The sequence below is a fragment of the Brevibacterium sp. FME17 genome (assembly GCF_014897515.1).
In the GTDB taxonomy this organism is placed as follows: Bacteria; Actinomycetota; Actinomycetes; order Actinomycetales; family Brevibacteriaceae; genus Brevibacterium.
On the sequence record NZ_JABUYD010000010.1, the window covers coordinates 103,626 to 119,276 of the forward strand.

Consider the following 15,651-nt stretch of genomic DNA (forward strand, 5'->3'; position numbering starts at 1 on the left):
TCTGTGGCCTCAGGATTGTTCCTCCACCCCGTCGGACCTACCGGACCCGTCAGACCGGTCGCTGGACTCGTCGCCGACCACATCGACGCTGACGATGCGTGCGATCGACAGAGACGCCTCGGCGCCGGTGGTCTTCACCTTGCCGCGCACACGTCCACCGTTGACGGTGGCCGGGAGCATTTCGATGACGCGTTCCTTCCCATGCGAGTCGGCGAGCGTGATCGTGACCTGCTGACTGGCCGCGGCGGCCTCCCGGAGGCGATCCATGTGTCCCAGCGGCTCATCCGTGCTCGTGGCCGGTGCCGCGCGAGCTCCGGGGGAGCGGAGGATGCGGATGTAATCATCAAGGTGGGCATCGTCGACCCGTGCACGTTTGCGCAGGTGCACCTCGGGATCGGCCTGGGTGATGACCTTGCGTTTGCGCACCGGCCCGGACGGCGAGTGCAGCATGGCATGGTGCTCGGCGGACTCGAGCAGATGCATGGTGCGTTCTGGGCCCAGCTGCCCGACCGCCACTGTCGGTGCCAGACGTTCCAGACCGGCCGGCAGCATGGCCTGGTCGGAGAGGATGACGTCGAGGTCGACGGGATCGTCGACGACGAGGACGGCACGGGCTCCGGCAACCTGGACGCGGCGCAGTTTCGACGCCGTGTTCTCGACGAGGAAGTTCAGTGTCGAGGGCAGGGGCTCGGCGCTGATCTCGGCGAGCTGGGCCAAGGCATCCTCGGCATTGATGCCGGTCTGCATGCTCGCTTCGATCGTGTCGGCATCGATGCGGTACACGGTTCCCTGCCCGCGCGCTTCGACGACGGCGAACTTACGCAGAATGTGGTGGACACGGGGTTCGATGGGCCCGGTCGCCACGGCCGTGAGATCTGACTGGATGAGCACGGTCTCGACCTCATCGACGAGCCCGAGGCGGACCGCGTCGACGACGTCGCTGGGCACGTCGAGGCCCTCGAGGCTGAAGTTCACCGGTGCGATCGAGGGATCCTGGGCGGCCTGGTTACTCATCGCAGACCGAAGGCCCGCTGCGAGGAGAACACCGAACCTGCTGGGCCCGAAATGCTCGGAATTCTGCAGCGGGGTCGTCGCCAGGCCGAAGGCACCAGCGGTGTGCAGGATCGCCTCTGTCATCGCGAATTCGTGGGCTGGGATGAGTGGACGCCTGTCCAGCACTTGCGCGTGGATCCACTCGGCCGATCGTGAGGACCCCTGACCGATGTCGGCGAGGATCTCCAGGATGGTGAAGCGCAGCAGCGGCATCGTCGGCTGCGACTGGCTGAAGCCCTTGAACAGGGACTTCTTCGGCGAGGCGAGGACGGTGAGGCGTTCGTTGGCGCTGGCCCCAGCCGCCAACTGGGTGACGTCGAGGGTTTCGCGCAGCCACGAGGTCATGAGTGCAGCCCACAGTTCTGCCCTGTCGCCTTCGAGGACATCGGCCGCGTCGTCGCTGGCCGTCCACTGCGGATCCAGTGGGTCATCGAGCACGCCGATGAGGTTCAGTGACTTCGCTGCCAGGAGCAGTGTGATCGTCTGCTCGAGGCTCAGATCGATGGTCTTCCCGATCCGGGTGACGTCTCGTTTGGAGATGCCGCCGCTGGTCAGGCGCGAGATCGGCGAGCTCGCCAGCTCATCGACGAGACCGCGCAGGGAGGAGATGACCTCCGCCACGGCGGCTCGTTCGCTGTTGTGGATGAGTGCCGTCGGGATCGTCTCGGTGCTCGAGTCGATCCCGGACGTGTCCGCCTGCCACGGATGTGCCCGGGCGGATTCGGCCGCCGAGGTGGGCAGAAGTGTGATGGCCTCCGACTGGATCCGCCAGGTGGACTCAGACGGCGATGCCGCCTCGGTGGGGGAGGACGAGGGCCAGGCCAGGCCCAGGTCGCGCAGTCGGGGGAGGACCACCTCGGCGAGGGCAGCGTCGATATGACGATTCTCACCCACGTTGATGTCGGCCGTGGTGCGTGCGGCCTTGGCCAAGTCGATGAAGACGTCGAGCTGTGCCGAAGTCAGCGCTTCGATGCCCCGGGAGACGCCGATGCGCGAGGAAGCGGCCGCGGCCAGCGAAGGAATCGTCGGGGACTCGGGTTGGAGGAGATCGCGACGAGTCCGGACGAAGGACTCGAAGTCGGTATCGGAACTGTGGGACAGCCACTGGCTGAAGGTCATTGACATCGCTGTTCAGTTTAGCCCGAGGGTTACAATAGATGGGCAGAAGAGCTTCTCGGATCTCGGAAAGGACGAGCATTGTCAGCCAAACGTGTCGACACCACCATCGTCGTCGTAGCCGTTGCCGCCGCCCTTGTCGGTGCGCTGGCGCTGATCGGTGTGCTGGGTCAGGCCTGGATGGGCTACGCGCCCTCGCACCTGCTGACATACCTGCCGATGATCCTCCTCCCGATCGCATTCGCCTTGGTCGCGGTGACCCTGGTCAGAGCAGCACTGAGACGCAGACAGACAGAGGTGGGCCAGAGCTGAAACTCGGCCGCTGGTGCTGTCAGCGACACAGTCACTTGGGCTGAGTTGATCGCCTCTCCGCGGGACGATCGCGCAGACAGCGTCGGGCACCCACCTCCACAGACGGCCTTGAGCCGAGGTTGGCCGCAGTCCACGCCCGCATCCGGGCGATCCGGGCAGCCGAGAGTGACAGCGCAGCGCTTCAGCAGATATTCGATCGCTGAGTTCGACTGATGAGAAGATGCGCGAGCACACTGCCGGATCGGATTCGGGAACAGCGCAGAGCCAGGGCCGCGCTGTCGCAGTCAGACGAAACTGCTGGTGACCGAAGCGATCGTGGCCGATCCTGAGGCCAGGCACCGCCGAGCACTTCCACCACTGAGCTTCACCACGTACGAGCACCACCCATTACGAGCTACACCAACTACGAGCATCACCAGGAAAGGACATCATGCCAACCGGACGCGTGAAATGGTTCGACGTCGATAAGGGCTTCGGCTTCGTCACCGCCGAGGACGGCTCTCAGGCCTTCCTCCACTCCTCAGTTCTGCCCGAGGGCGCCGAGGTCACCAAGGGCACCCGCCTCGACTACGATGTGGTCGATTCCCGTCGCGGAGCCCAGGTCCTCAAGGCCCGCCTGCTCTCCGGCCCCGCCAAGGTTGCGAAGGTCCGCAGGCGTCCGGCCGAAGACATGGCAGTTATGGTTGAAGATGTCATCAAAGTACTCGATGACCTCAACAACGGACTGCAGCACGGCCGCTACCCCGACTCTTCCCACGGGAACAAGGTAGCCTCACTGTTGCGGGCAATTGCCGACGATTTGGAGTCCTGATGTCATCACTCTTCAGTGATTGGATGGCCGGCCGGAGTGCCGAGCCGACGAACGACCCTGCGCCCGCTCAGGCGGCGTCGGCTGCGAAGACCCCAAACAATGCGGAGACCGCAGCGGTTGCTGAGACCGCTGCTCCGGCCCAGACTGAGGCGGCAGGGATCGCTGCACCGGCACAGGCTGAGGCTGCTGCGCCGGCGAAGCCGGCCAAGGCCCCGCGGGCGAGTTCGGAGAAGATCGTTCTGGACACACAACTGGCCGCAGCCATCGACACGGCACGTTCCGCCATCGCCGAGGTGGCCGGTAGTTCCGTGATCGGTGACCACCTGGGCACTCTGGCTGAGGGTACCCGCCTGGTCACCCACTATTTCGCGTGCACCGATCCGATCTATCGCGGTTGGCGCTGGGTCGCCGTCCTCGCCCGTGCTCCTCGGGCCAAGAAGGTCACGGTCTGCGAGACGGCCCTTCTGCCTGGCCCCGATTCCCTCGTCGCACCCGAATGGGTCCCCTGGGACCAGCGGGTCGAGCCCGGCGATCTGACCCCTCGCGACACTCTGCCGAAGGTGGAGGACGATCCGAACCTGCAGCAGGGCTTCGAACAGCTCGAAGAGACCTCGGACGGTAATCTGGACGAGATCCCGAATTTTGAGTTCGGACTCGGCCGCCGCCGGGTCCTCTCACCTGAAGGGATCTCAGCTGCCGCGACCAGGTGGGCCGAGTCGGAGACCGGCGGGGAATCCGATTTCGCTGCAAAAGCCTCGGCGCACTGTTCCAGCTGCGGGTACTTCCTGCCGATCGCGGGATCACTGAGACAGAAGTTCGGGGTCTGTGCGAACGGGTGGTCACCGGCCGACGGTAAGGTCGTCGCGCTCGACTTCGGTTGCGGAGCCCACTCTGAGACCGACGTCAGTCGGCAGAGCAACGAGCCTGCCGAAGCCGTCGTCGATGACTACTCCGCCGGCGAACTCGAGTTCCAGGAGGGCTGAGACACTCGATGGCGCACACGTTCCGGTCACTGGCAGAGCCGAACTACCGACATTGGTTCGCTGGTGCCCTGATCTCGAACACCGGAACGTGGATGCAGAGGACGGCCCAGGACTGGATCGTCCTCACCTACCTGACACACAACAACGCCTCGGCCCTGGGCATCACAATGGCGCTGCAGATGGGCCCGCAGCTCATCATGTTCCCCTTTGCCGGAGCGATTGCCGACAGGTTCTCCAAACGCAGGTTGCTCATGGTCACCCAGACCCTGCTGGGCACTGTGGGGCTGCTGCTGTTCGTCCTCGTCATCACCGACACCATTCAGCTCTGGCACGTCTACATGACGGCCTTGGCTCTGGGCATCCTGGCCACCCTCGACAATCCCTCCCGACAGGCCTTCGTCTCTGAGCTCGTCGGTGAGAAACTGCTTCCCAATGCCGTGAGTCTCAACTCCGCATCATTCAACGGTGCACGCATGATCGGTCCCGCCGTCGCCGGAGTCCTCACAGCAGTCATTGGTGCCGGACCGGTGTTCCTCATCAGCGGGCTCGGGTTCGCTGCGACCCTGACTGTGCTCATCCGTTTGGATCAGACCCGGCTGCATCCCACGAGGCGCCGTGGCACCGGCGGGATTCTGGGCGGGTTCAGGTACCTGAGACAACGCCCCGATGTGACGATCGTGCTGATCGTCCTCTTCATCGTCGCGACCTTCGGATTCAACTTCAACATCTATACGGCCACCATGGCCAAGATCGAATTCGACAAGGACGCCTCCGGCTTCGGCCTGCTCAACTCCGTCATGGCGATCGGATCCGTCACTGGGGCACTTGCCTCGGCGAAACGAGAGAAGCCGAGGCTGCGGTTCATCTTCGGAGCTGCAGGAGGCTTCGGCCTCGCGGTGGGAACCGCCTCCCTGATACCCAACTACTATGTCTTCGCGGCGTCGCTGATATTCGTCGGCTTCGCATCGCTGACGATGATGACCTCAGCCAACGCCTATGTGCAGACGACGACTCCGCCGCACTATCGCGGTCGGGTGATGGCCATCTACGCCGCCGTCGTCATGGGTGGCACGCCTATCGGTGCCCCGCTGGCCGGCTGGGTCGCTGACCTGTACGGGCCTCGGATGGCGATGGGTGTCGGAGCCGCCTCGGGCATCATCGCCTTCGCCGTCGGGCTGGTGTGGATGATCGTGGCGAAGAACCTGCGACTGCATTATGACCCCAAGTCTCGGATCCGTCTCCACGTCAGCTACCTCGGTCGCCCCTGAGATCCGGGGTGGCGGTATTGGTCTCTGAACTCTCCCTGAGCCACTCGCGGATCTGCATCGCCTAAGATCGGGGACGCTCGTATGTAACTGAGCGGCTAGGGAACTAGGCAACAAACAACTGAGCAGCACAGCAACAGATCGGACAGACAGTGAACGCGGACATTCTCACCTCGGTGCTGGTCGGGTTGGCTATCCTGGTCGGCTGCCTCGGCATCATCCTTCCCGTCCTGCCGGGATCCATCCTCATCGCCATCGGCGTGCTGGTGTGGGCGATCGTCATCGGGGGACCGATGGCCTGGATCATCTTCGCCGTCGTCGCAGTGTTCGTCGCCGGCGGGATGAGCGCTTCCCTGGTGCTCACGGGCAGAAAACTCAAGGAGATGGCCGTCCCCAACCGGTCCGTGCTGTTGGCCGGTGTCCTCGGCATCATCGGATTCTTCGTGATTCCCGTCGTGGGACTGCCGATCGGCTTCATCGCCGGGCTCTACCTCGCCGAACACACCCGGCTTCACGATGCCAAGGAAGCGTGGGCCTCCAGCTGGGGATCACTCAAGGCGATCGGCATCGGCACCGCCATCGAGTTCGTGCTCGCCTTGCTGGCCGCCATCACCTTCGGAATCGGAAACCTCATCCACTTCCTCGGCTGAGGACACTCAGACGCGTGCCGCACCGCGCCACGCACCGGTGCTCGCAAGTCCTCCAGTTAGCTGCTTTGCCGACAGGCAGTTGAGCACCCCGCACCGTCCGTGCCGAAGACAACCCGGGCAACAGGTCGTTTCGGTGCTGACGGTGCGGGGTGCTCGATGTACTGGCTCAGAACGTCGTTAGCCGACAATGTCGTTAGCCCAGAAGGTCGCTGGCCCAGAGCCTCGCCGGCCGAGAAGACTCCTCGGCCGGCGTCAGTGACGCGACTTCAGGCCAGGGCGTCGATGACGAAGTCGATGCTGGCCAGCAGCGCCTTGACGTCCTCGGGATCGACAGAGACGAACGTAGCGATGCGCAGCTGGTTGCGGCCCAGCTTGCGGTAGGGCTCGACGTCGACGATGCCGTTGTTGCGCAGCACCGAGGCGACGAGGGCCGCGTCGACCGAATCGTCGAAGTCGATGGTGGTCACGACCGACGAGCGATCCTCAGGGTTCTCAACGTAGGGATGAGCCACCTCGGCGGCATGGGCCCAGTCGTAGACGTAACCGGAGGTCTCACGGGTCCGGGCAGTAGCCCACTCGAGACCACCATTGCCGTTGATCCATTCGATCTGCTCGGCCAGGAGCACCAAGGTCGCCACCGCAGGAGTGTTGTAGGTCTGGTCCTTACGCGAATTCTCGATCGCGGTCACGAGATCCAACGACGCGGGAATCCAGCGGCCGGAGTCCTTGATCTCCTGCGCGCGGGCGATGGCCTTGGGCGACATGATCGCCACCCATAGGCCGCCGTCGGAGCCCATGTTCTTCTGCGGTGCGAAGTAGTAGACGTCGGTCGCGGTGATCTCGACGGGCAGGCCGCCGGCACCGGATGTGGCGTCGATGACGACGAGCGCGTCATTGTCGATGCCTTCGGGGCGGGCGATCGTGGTGGCGACGCCGGTTGAGGTTTCGTTGTGCGGCCAGGCATAGACATCGGCCGCGACATCCGAATTTCCGGTCGCCTCGGCGAGGGACGCGGGGGAGGGGACGGCCGATGTGCCCGGTTCGGCCTTGACGATGAGGGAATCCTGCAGGTGAGGGGCCTCATCGGTGGCCTTCGCGAACTTCTGGCCGAACTCGCCGAAGGTGGCGTGTGCGGCCCGCTCGCGCACGAGTCCGAAGGTGGCGACGTCCCAGAAAGCGGTGGATCCGCCGTTGCCCAGGACAACCTCGTAGCCGGAGGGCAGGTTGAAGAGTTCGGCCAGGCCGGTGCGGATGCGACCGACCAGCTTCTTCACGGGTGCTTGGCGGTGGCTGGTGCCCAGCACATCGGTGGCGGAGGAGTTAAGCGCCTCGATCTGGGCTTTGCGGATGCGGGCCGGACCGGCTCCGAATCGTCCGTCGGCGGGCAGGAGTTCGTCTGGGATCGTTATATTCGTGGCAGTCACGCTCGACATTCTACGGCGCACCCATGTGTGATCGACGACCGGCATCGTCATGTTGAGACTTGTCACGCTCGGATCGAGTCGTGTTGGGCGGTCACGCGGGTGTGACTTGTGGGTTCATGGCCTGACGAGTGGCACCGGCTCGCCGTAGAGTGAAGGTATGAGTGAGCCAGTCGACCGATTGCCGCAGACCCGGAAGTCCTACGAGTCCCCGACCTTCGACCATCCGGAGGTCTCGCCGCTCGCGCTGTTTCGACAGTGGTACGACGAGGCCGCGGAGCATGTCCGCGAACCGAACGCGATGACGGTCTCCACCCTCGACGAATGGGGTCCGTCCTCGCGGATCGTCCTGCTCAAAGGCATCGACGAGTCCGGGTTCATGTTCTTCACCGACTACGACTCCGCCAAGGGGCGTCAGCTGCGTGCCGATCCCCGAGTGGCCGTGAACTTCCCCTGGCAGGACATGGAACGTCAGGTCAGGATCCGGGGCCTCGCCGAGGTGGCCGCCACCGAGGACTCGGACGCGTACTTCGCTGTCCGTCCCCATGGATCCCAGATCGCGGCCAGTGTCTCGAAGCAGTCCCAGATCGTCGGCAGCCGCGAACAGATGCAGGCAGAATACGATGCTGCCGTTGCAGAGTACGCGGACAAGGATGTGCCCCGGCCTGAGCATTGGGGCGGGTTCCGAGTTCGTGTCTTCGAGATCGAGTTCTGGCAGGGACAGAAGAACCGCTTCCACGACCGCTGGGCATTCCGACGTGCCGATGGCAGCCACGAACCTGCCGATCTGTCGCAGGCGACCGAGTGGAACCCTGTTCGTCTTTACCCATGATCTGAACGGCCCCTGGGCTGGTACACCTTGGAGAAATATTCGGTTCACTGCCAGTGTTGAGCGGGACAGGCAAAGGTATGATCGATGGGCCGACCGGGGAGTTCGCCGAGCATGAGCCGACGGGCAACAGACGTCGACGTCGCTTGAAGGCACGAGATCGGCTGTACGCGAGATAGGATTGATGCTGAGAACGCCTGAAATGGTCGAATGGGCCTGAAGACGAAGAGTGGAGTGGCTGGTCTTAAGTGAACGACCTCATTGATACAACTGAGATGTACCTCAAGTCGATCATCGAGCTTGAGGAGCAGTCGATCGTGCCGCTGCGCGCCCGGATCGCCGAACGTTTGGATCACTCCGGTCCCACCGTTTCACAGACCGTGGCGAGAATGGAGCGCGACGGACTTCTGCATGTGAGCAACGACCGTCACCTGGAGCTGACAGCCGAGGGTCGTCGGATCGCCACCGAAGTGATGCGCAAACACCGTCTGGCCGAACGGCTCCTCGCCGATGTCGTCGGACTCGAATGGGAACTCGTCCACGACGAAGCATGCCGCTGGGAGCATGTGATGAGCGAGCAGGTCGAACGCAAACTCATCGCTCTGCTTCCAGAGACGGCCTCAGGCCCGTACGGCAACCCGATCCCCGGTCTCGACGTGATCGGCGGAAAGCTGGCGCCAGGCACCGAGGTTGTCGATCTGGCGACCGCTGTGGCTCGCGACGGGGCGAAGGAGCTGCGGATCGCTTGGCTGGCAGAACCCCTGCAAGTCGACATCCACCTCCTGCAGCAGTTCCAGGTCGCTGGTGTCCTGCCCGACAGTGATGTCGAGATCTCACGCAACGGCGAGTACATCACGGTTCAGGTCCCCGGGGCACAGGACGTGCTCGATCTGCCATTGGACACAGCCTCACACGTGTTCGCCTATAAGAAGTAAAAGAAGTAAAAGAAGTAAGCCTTCAAGGAATAGTCCTGCTCTGACGGGCGGGGCGTCTTTGAGGAGCGAGTCGCATCTGCATGATCTCTGCGAAGACAGTCCCGTCACCACCGAAGACAGTCCGGTCACGACCGAAGGTCTCGAACAGGATCGATTTGTTATAAACCGTTTGGTGGGCACGGCCCAGGGAGTGGAATTTCACCCCCTGGGCCGTGTCGTATTACGAGCAAATGTTACGAATATTTCCATCCCTATAGGGGGTCTGACCTGGAGTGTTATGGAAAACCTCAGGGATGACCTCCGTGGTTCGTGACAGAAACGTGACAATCGGTGACCGATTGGTTACAGTTGTGGAGGTCGTTCACGAAAGTGACGACTTTGCATCGAGAGCCGAACGCCACGCTCGATGCAAAATCTCTGAGGACCGAGAGTGGCGGTTGGGATTCTTCCAATAGGTGACGAGAGGGAAACGTGGCAATTAAGCAGCATGGCCGCCGCGCCGCTGAAGCCAAGGTCAAGACCCCATTGACCGAACTGACCGAAATCCTGAATGCCAACTCCGCCGTCTTCGGACGCCGTGCAGCCGTTGTTGCTGCCAGCGGTGGCCTGCTCACCGCAGCAGTCCTTCCAGCAGCAGGACAGGGAGCCGACGACAACGTCGCAGTCTCCGCCGAGTCAGAAGCTCACACGCAGGTTGAATACCAGAACCAGACGGCCACCGTCAATGCTGCTGACGAGTCCAAGGACAAGGACAAGAAGCAGGATTCCTCCTTCAACGCCGACGTCCAGACCGTCACCGCCAAGGCTGCTCCGAAACCAGCGCCTAAGCCAAAACCCGTTGAGGCCGCCGAAGACACTTCAGGCGACTCATCCGATTCCGCAACAGCCGGTTCCTCAGATTCCGGTGACAAGAGCAAAGACTCCGGCTCCGATGATGCCGGCTCGATCGACGGCTCCAAGGCCGAGCAGGTCATGGGCTGGGCAGCCAAAGGCGTCGGAACCCCATACGTCTACGGTGGAACCTCGCAGAGCGGCTGGGACTGCTCCGGTTACACCGCCTGGGTCTACAGCAAGGTCGGTGTGAACCTGCCTCGCAGCTCAGGTGCACAGAAGGCTGCCGGCAAGGTCGTCTCGCAGTCTGAAGCCAAGCCCGGTGACCTCATCTGGCACCCCGGCCACGTCGGCATCTACGCCGGTGGCGGACAGATGTACGATGCCGGTTCCCCAGGTTCAGGCACCTCGAAGCGCAGCTACAGCTGGATGGGCAACGTCACCTTCATCCGCGTTCTCTGATTTAGTTCACACCAAAACTCCCCGCCTGACTCGACGGTCCTCGAATCAGGCGGGGAGTTTTTGCGTCTCTTGCTTGTCTGAAGTTCCCATCTCCTGTTTTGCGGTGCTCCCCTTCGCAGATTGGGTGGACGTTCCTTCCCGGAGGGCAGGAAGCGGTGTCCACCGCCCGCTCAGGTGAACGGCGAGGAAAGAATCCGTGACGCGAGCGATATGAATTCGGTCACAGGGGAGGGTTGGCGTTAGTCTTATAAAGATTGAGTTGGCGTAAGTGATGGGAAATCAGATGGGCCACAGTCGCATAGGACGAATATCCGCTCCAGTTACTGGCGCGGAGTACATATCTGTGTCTGTCCCTTCTTTCAAGGCGTTGTGCTGCGGCACGGCGCCTTTTGCGTTTCCCGGGTCCGTGTCGATCGACCGGGTCCGCACTCACATGAAGATGAGGGGCGGGATATGAAGACTCTCGTGCTGAATGCCGGATATGAACCACTGTCGATCGTTCCGTTCACCAGGGCAGTGGTCCTAGTGCTCACGGGGAAGGCGACGGTCCTGGCCGCTGAGGATGTTCCGGTGAGATCTGAGCACCTGAACCTCGACCAGCCATCGGTCATTCTGCTCACCCGCTATGTCAGGCCGCCCCACAACCGCCGGGTCTCGCTCTCTCGGCGGGGCGTGCTGCGCCGGGATAACCACCGTTGCGCGTACTGCGCGAAGCCTGCGACGACGGTCGATCATGTCGTTCCGCGTTCACGCGGTGGGGTCAACAGTTGGGAGAACCTCGTTGCCTGCTGCCGTGAGTGCAACAACCGCAAGGGAAACAGGACGCTGGCCGAGATCGGGTGGAAGCTCAGCTTCCAGCCCAGGGAGCCGCGGACCGGGCAGTTCTGGATGCGCGGGGTTGAGAAACCGGTCGAACAATGGCGCCCATTTCTGGAACTCTCCCAGGCTGCCTGAAGCGACACCCTTCCAGGCCACCGGAGCAATGTCCGCACTATGGCCCATTTCCGATAACGATGTGACATAGGCGGAGGCCTTGCCCTGATTCTGATTTAGGGTGGACACGAGAGTAGTTCGCTTCAAGATGAGGAGCTTGCGATGAACGAGCAAGACCGAACCCCGAACGCCGATGCAGCACCTGCGGGGGAGCCTGACGCTGTTGTCGTCGGCATCGACGGTTCGCCACCCAGCCGCAATGCTCTGGCGTGGGCAATCCAGGAAGCGAGGTCGCTGAGCAAGCCGATCCGTCTGGTCGGGGCCTACACGATCCCCAGCGTGGCTGCAGCCGCGATCGACGTCTCCTACGTTCCGATCGATGACACGTCGATCCGGGCGGCAGTGACGAATACCCTCAAAGAAGCCGCCGCCGAGGTGAAGGCGGCCGGCGTGCCGGTCGAAGCCGTGATCGAAATCGGCGACGCCGCCGGTGTCCTCATCGACGAATCGAAGTCGGGAAGCCTGGCCGTTGTCGGTTCCCGCGGTCGAGGCGGATTCGCTGGGCGTCTGCTCGGCACTGTGTCCAGCGCCCTCCCGGCTCACTCCGCGTGCCCAACTGTCGTCGTGCCCGCCTCGTGGCAGTCTGATGTGGAGAAGACCGCGCACCCCACATCCTCACGACCGATCCGACAGGACGGCATCGTCGTCGAAGAGCCTGACCCCAATGTTGAAGCCATCGAAGGGCTGCGCTTCGACGGCAAGGTCGTCGTCGGTGTCGATTCCCTCGGCGCAGAGTCTCCGGCATTGTGGAAGGCAGCTCGACTGGCCGTGCGCCGAGGGTCGCCGTTGCACATCGTTGCCGTCATCACGACGACCGTGATCGGCCCCGAATGGCTGCCAAGCACCGCCGACCTCGAGCGGCTTGTCAACGAAGGCGCCGATAAGCTCGTCGTGGCCAAACAGCACCTGCAGGCCGAGTTCCCGAACCTCGATGTCACCTGGACTCTGTTCGACGGCCAGCCCGCCGAGGTGCTCGTCCGTGCCTCTGACACCGCCGAGGTGCTTGTCATCGGTTCTCGTGGCCGTGGAGGCTTCGCAGGGTTGCTTCTCGGTTCGACCTCGCAGTCTGTGCTCCCGTACTCACAGTGCCCGACCATGGTCGTTCGTGTCACTCGCGACCACAACAAGCGTCGACACGACGGGGATACTCCCGAACCAGGGCTGTGACGTGGGTGGCGGCGTCGGATCAGCGATACTTGCTCAAGTCGGTCTGTGGATGTCGCGTAGGTCGGTTCGGGACCGTCCGTTGAGCTGCTAGTCGGCGACGGCCTCGATGACGACATTGTCAGCTGAACGACCGGAGGCGCGCTGCAGACAGGTGAGGATGACGAGGCGGCCAGGTTCATCGGCCCACACGCGATCATCTCCGGAGATGTCCGTCTTGGACACAGTGTAGGAGTCGGTCACCGTGTAGTCGCGGTCTTGGAGAGTGACCGACTCGCCCGTTTCGACAGCCGCCGTGCCTGCATCGACATCGATGAGTGTGTTCCCTGGCAGCTCGGCACCTTGCACGGAGTGAATGGCAACGTAGGTGGTGCCGCGTTCGGGGTGGTCAGGGGTGCCGTGATTGCGCACCACATAGCCGTTGTGAAGCCCCGGGGGATTGATCGCGCCATTGACTTCGGTCATGGATTCCAGCCCGGTATCCAGACCCACCGACGGGACCTGGAAGTCTCCGTCGAGGGCTTCGATCTGCATATCCTCTACCTCGGCCTCGTCTGGGGGCTCTTCCAGCTGGATCCGAGCGTCGTCCTCGACGGTGCTCTGTTCATCAGAGAGTCCCTGGACGAGCATCCATGCCCCTGCGCAGATAAGTGCGATGATGACGACAGTGACCGGGAAGGACCACCAGCTGCGCAGTATGCGTGGCGTCATGCTTTCCTTTCATATGCCGGTGGCGGCCACTGCAGCAGTGACCGCCACCGAGTCATGACCTAATCCTCGAGTCTTGACTGATTCCTCGAATCATGACTGAAACTTCAGCCCCTCGTCGTGCGACGGCGCAGTGCACCAATGATGAGCGCACCCGCAGCGGTCAACAGTCCGATGCCGCCGACAAGGTTCCAATTGGGACCACCGTCGGCCGAATCAACGTAGGCCCCCGTCTTCACGACTGGATGATCGTCTGGCTTCTCAGCCTCGGGGATGGTGATTGCCACGGTCTCCGAGGGCACACCGTACTCATGTGAGAAGGCCTCGTTTGAACCGGAGGCAGGAGCCGAGGCCACGAATGTCACCGACTTCTCCTTGCCGGGTTCCACGAAGTCAGCATCGAGTGCGAGCTTCTCGGTCTCGAAGTCGGCGGTGCCGTCTTCACCGCAAGTGACGTCGGGAGTGAAGGTCTCGAGCAGTTCAGCGTCCTCGGGGACGGACTTGGACTGAGCGATGGTGCCGTCTTCGGCATACACATCGACCTTGGCATCGTCGATGGTTTCGCCCGGTGCACAGTGGTCCAGGCGAACCTTGTCAGTGACCGTGGCTGGAAGGTCGGTGATTTCGTTGACCGAGACCTGCGAAGACACCTCCGGCGTGTAGAGGCCCTGGTAGGAATCGGATGCCTCGGCCGTAGTCTCCTGACCCTCAATGACACCCTGCAGGCTTGTGCGATCATAATCATCGGCGTCGAAGTCTTTGGGATCCCACTGGGTCACTGAACCGGTGGGCAGGCCCGAGAACGTCACGGACACAGATGCGTCGGGGACGTCGTCGGCGAAGTCGAGGGGCACCTCGACCGGTTCTTCCCCGGAGGTGATGTCCGTGGTTTCAGCCTCGGCACCGTCGACAGAGAGCTCACCCTCAAATCCGGGAACCTCGACACCTTCGGAGTTGACCAGCGAGACGGTTGCCGTCGACGAGTCCGCATCGATGCTGACTTCGGCTTCGTAGGTGCCGTTGCCCGCATACTTTGCGGCTTCGTCACCCATGAGTGCCGAGAGGTCGTAGGCATCGGGAAGCACATCATCGGAGAACTTCTCAGCGCCGATGTCCTTGAGATTCTGAGAGTCCTCGTTCCACCCGATTCCATCGGTGACTTCTTCGAGACTGCGGTCGTCGAGAATATCACGGTGGTCGATTTCCTCAGAGCTGTGCACATGCTCGCTGATGGCCATGTCATGGGCCATCTGACTGGCCTGGTCGCTGCGGGGTTCGTCCCATTTGGCGAGGATATAGGCCAGCTCTGGAGCCTCGACGGAGGATTTGCCACCCTCGTCGTAGCCGTTGCCCATGGGTTGGGTCAGGCCTCGATCGATGCACCAGACCCGATTGCCGGAGAGAACGCCGGACGAGGGGATATAGGCCCCGTACATGGTGGCGTTGTCGATGCCGCCCTGGTTGTCCGTCTCAGGGTTGGTGGTGACTCCGGTGAAATCCGGTTCTCCCTCGTACGCGCTGAGCTGGGGACCGAGTTCAGGTGCAGCCGTTGCTGGTGAGGCAAGGAGAGTGCTCCCGGCGATCAATGCAATCGTTGTGCCGACTACGGGCAGTCGTCTGCGGAGGTGCCGCATATTGTGGTTCCTTCCTGGGTGCGTTCCGTGGTGTCGGCCGTCGACTCCACGAACGTAGATACAGAGGAGATGCCCTCTCTCGCTCCCACCAGGTCAGTATAGGGAAAACAAGGATAGTTGTCTCATTTTGCGGCAAGGGAGTATGCTTCAGGGTTCAGCTGTGGGCGTCTTACCAGTGAAAATACCGTCGGGCGCGGCTCGTTGTCCTGGGAAGAGGCTCGATGAGAGTGAGGTCAATCGTGCGAACAGACCTCAAAGGTGAGGGGGCGGGGGAGTCGAAAAGGAACTGGCGAGCGGGGGTTGCAAGCCGGTATTCACCATTGCGCTGGGTGATTCCGTTGCGCCTGAATGGGCTCTGGTCAATGTCTGCTGTGGCGCCCCCGGGCAGATTCGAACTGCCGGCACCCGCTTTAGGAGAGCGGTGCTCTATCCCCTGAGCTACGGGGGCGGTGTGGTCTTCTTCAGCCACGACCACCCAGTGTAG

General features: G+C 62.7%; 14 protein-coding genes and 1 tRNA gene. 10 read left to right on the forward strand and 5 right to left on the reverse strand.

Annotated features, from left to right (window positions below; genetic code table 11):
* Window positions 1–9: 9 nt before the first annotated feature.
* On the reverse strand, window positions 10–2,178 hold the full coding sequence (locus INT40_RS10990) for a helicase-associated domain-containing protein (RefSeq protein WP_226831165.1): 2,169 nt from the start codon (window positions 2,176–2,178) through the stop codon (window positions 10–12).
* A 72-nt stretch (window positions 2,179–2,250) separates the two neighbouring features.
* On the opposite strand from INT40_RS10990, the gene INT40_RS10995 reads away from it, so the two are divergent.
* From INT40_RS10995 to INT40_RS11015, 5 genes are all read left to right on the forward strand, one after another.
* On the forward strand, window positions 2,251–2,481 hold the full coding sequence (locus INT40_RS10995; protein ID WP_101574576.1) for a hypothetical protein: 231 nt from the start codon (window positions 2,251–2,253) through the stop codon (window positions 2,479–2,481).
* A gap of 430 nt (window positions 2,482–2,911) precedes the next feature.
* Window positions 2,912–3,292 carry a cold-shock protein gene (locus INT40_RS11000; RefSeq protein WP_101574575.1) on the forward strand — a complete coding sequence of 127 codons (381 nt, stop codon included), beginning with the start codon at window positions 2,912–2,914 and terminating at the stop codon, window positions 3,290–3,292.
* On the forward strand, window positions 3,292–4,275 hold the full coding sequence (locus INT40_RS11005; RefSeq protein ID WP_193071252.1) for a DUF3027 domain-containing protein: 984 nt from the start codon (window positions 3,292–3,294) through the stop codon (window positions 4,273–4,275). Before INT40_RS11000 ends, INT40_RS11005 begins: the two co-directional genes overlap by 1 nt.
* An 8-nt stretch (window positions 4,276–4,283) precedes the next feature.
* Window positions 4,284–5,543, forward strand: a complete 1,260-nt coding sequence (locus tag INT40_RS11010; protein ID WP_193071253.1) for an MFS transporter — start codon at window positions 4,284–4,286, stop codon at window positions 5,541–5,543.
* 149 nt (window positions 5,544–5,692) lie between these two features.
* The gene (locus INT40_RS11015; RefSeq protein ID WP_101574572.1) at window positions 5,693–6,190 is read left to right on the forward strand and encodes a DUF456 domain-containing protein; all 498 of its coding nucleotides are present in this window, start codon (window positions 5,693–5,695) and stop codon (window positions 6,188–6,190) included.
* Between the two features lie 266 nt (window positions 6,191–6,456).
* On the opposite strand, the gene serC is transcribed toward INT40_RS11015, so the two are convergent.
* Window positions 6,457–7,614 carry a phosphoserine transaminase gene (serC, locus tag INT40_RS11020; RefSeq protein ID WP_193071254.1) on the reverse strand — a complete coding sequence of 386 codons (1,158 nt, stop codon included), beginning with the start codon at window positions 7,612–7,614 and terminating at the stop codon, window positions 6,457–6,459.
* Between the two features lie 157 nt (window positions 7,615–7,771).
* On the opposite strand from serC, the gene pdxH reads away from it, so the two are divergent.
* The 5 genes from pdxH (at window position 7,772) to INT40_RS11045 (ending at window position 12,828) form a co-directional block, all read left to right on the forward strand.
* On the forward strand, window positions 7,772–8,443 hold the full coding sequence (gene pdxH / locus INT40_RS11025; protein WP_193071255.1) for a pyridoxamine 5'-phosphate oxidase: 672 nt from the start codon (window positions 7,772–7,774) through the stop codon (window positions 8,441–8,443).
* A 245-nt stretch (window positions 8,444–8,688) separates the two neighbouring features.
* A complete protein-coding gene (locus INT40_RS11030) occupies window positions 8,689–9,375 on the forward strand; it encodes a metal-dependent transcriptional regulator (protein ID WP_101574570.1) in 687 nt (228 codons plus the stop codon).
* 471 nt (window positions 9,376–9,846) lie between these two features.
* Window positions 9,847–10,668, forward strand: coding sequence for a C40 family peptidase (locus INT40_RS11035; RefSeq protein ID WP_101574569.1), 822 nt, complete (start codon window positions 9,847–9,849; stop codon window positions 10,666–10,668).
* Window positions 10,669–11,121: 453 nt separating this feature from the next.
* Window positions 11,122–11,622 carry an HNH endonuclease gene (locus tag INT40_RS11040; protein ID WP_101574568.1) on the forward strand — a complete coding sequence of 167 codons (501 nt, stop codon included), beginning with the start codon at window positions 11,122–11,124 and terminating at the stop codon, window positions 11,620–11,622.
* A gap of 141 nt (window positions 11,623–11,763) precedes the next feature.
* Window positions 11,764–12,828 carry a universal stress protein gene (locus INT40_RS11045; protein ID WP_101574567.1) on the forward strand — a complete coding sequence of 355 codons (1,065 nt, stop codon included), beginning with the start codon at window positions 11,764–11,766 and terminating at the stop codon, window positions 12,826–12,828.
* Between the two features lie 87 nt (window positions 12,829–12,915).
* Here INT40_RS11045 and INT40_RS11050 read toward each other — a convergent pair whose 3' ends face one another.
* From INT40_RS11050 to INT40_RS11060, 3 genes are all read right to left on the reverse strand, one after another.
* Complete coding sequence (locus INT40_RS11050; RefSeq protein WP_193071256.1) at window positions 12,916–13,536, reverse strand: class F sortase; 621 nt, start codon at window positions 13,534–13,536, stop codon at window positions 12,916–12,918.
* Between the two features lie 104 nt (window positions 13,537–13,640).
* Window positions 13,641–15,167, reverse strand: a complete 1,527-nt coding sequence (locus INT40_RS11055) for a hypothetical protein (protein WP_193071257.1) — start codon at window positions 15,165–15,167, stop codon at window positions 13,641–13,643.
* A 372-nt stretch (window positions 15,168–15,539) separates the two neighbouring features.
* Window positions 15,540–15,615 (reverse strand) — tRNA-Arg (locus INT40_RS11060).
* Window positions 15,616–15,651 lie beyond the last annotated feature (36 nt).

Excerpts from the sequence above, each read along its gene's own strand:
- INT40_RS10990 (WP_226831165.1), bottom strand. The coding sequence starts at position 2,178 with ATGTCAATGACCTTCAGCCAGTGGCTGTCCCACAGTTCCGATACCGAC.
- INT40_RS11000 (WP_101574575.1), top strand. The coding sequence starts at position 2,912 with ATGCCAACCGGACGCGTGAAATGGTTCGACGTCGATAAGGGCTTCGGC.
- INT40_RS11005 (WP_193071252.1), top strand. The coding sequence starts at position 3,292 with ATGTCATCACTCTTCAGTGATTGGATGGCCGGCCGGAGTGCCGAGCCG.
- INT40_RS11010 (WP_193071253.1), top strand. The coding sequence starts at position 4,284 with ATGGCGCACACGTTCCGGTCACTGGCAGAGCCGAACTACCGACATTGG.
- pdxH (WP_193071255.1), top strand. The coding sequence starts at position 7,772 with ATGAGTGAGCCAGTCGACCGATTGCCGCAGACCCGGAAGTCCTACGAG.
- INT40_RS11040 (WP_101574568.1), top strand. The coding sequence starts at position 11,122 with ATGAAGACTCTCGTGCTGAATGCCGGATATGAACCACTGTCGATCGTT.
- INT40_RS11045 (WP_101574567.1), top strand. The coding sequence starts at position 11,764 with ATGAACGAGCAAGACCGAACCCCGAACGCCGATGCAGCACCTGCGGGG.
- INT40_RS11050 (WP_193071256.1), bottom strand. The coding sequence starts at position 13,536 with ATGACGCCACGCATACTGCGCAGCTGGTGGTCCTTCCCGGTCACTGTC.
- INT40_RS11055 (WP_193071257.1), bottom strand. The coding sequence starts at position 15,167 with ATGCGGCACCTCCGCAGACGACTGCCCGTAGTCGGCACAACGATTGCA.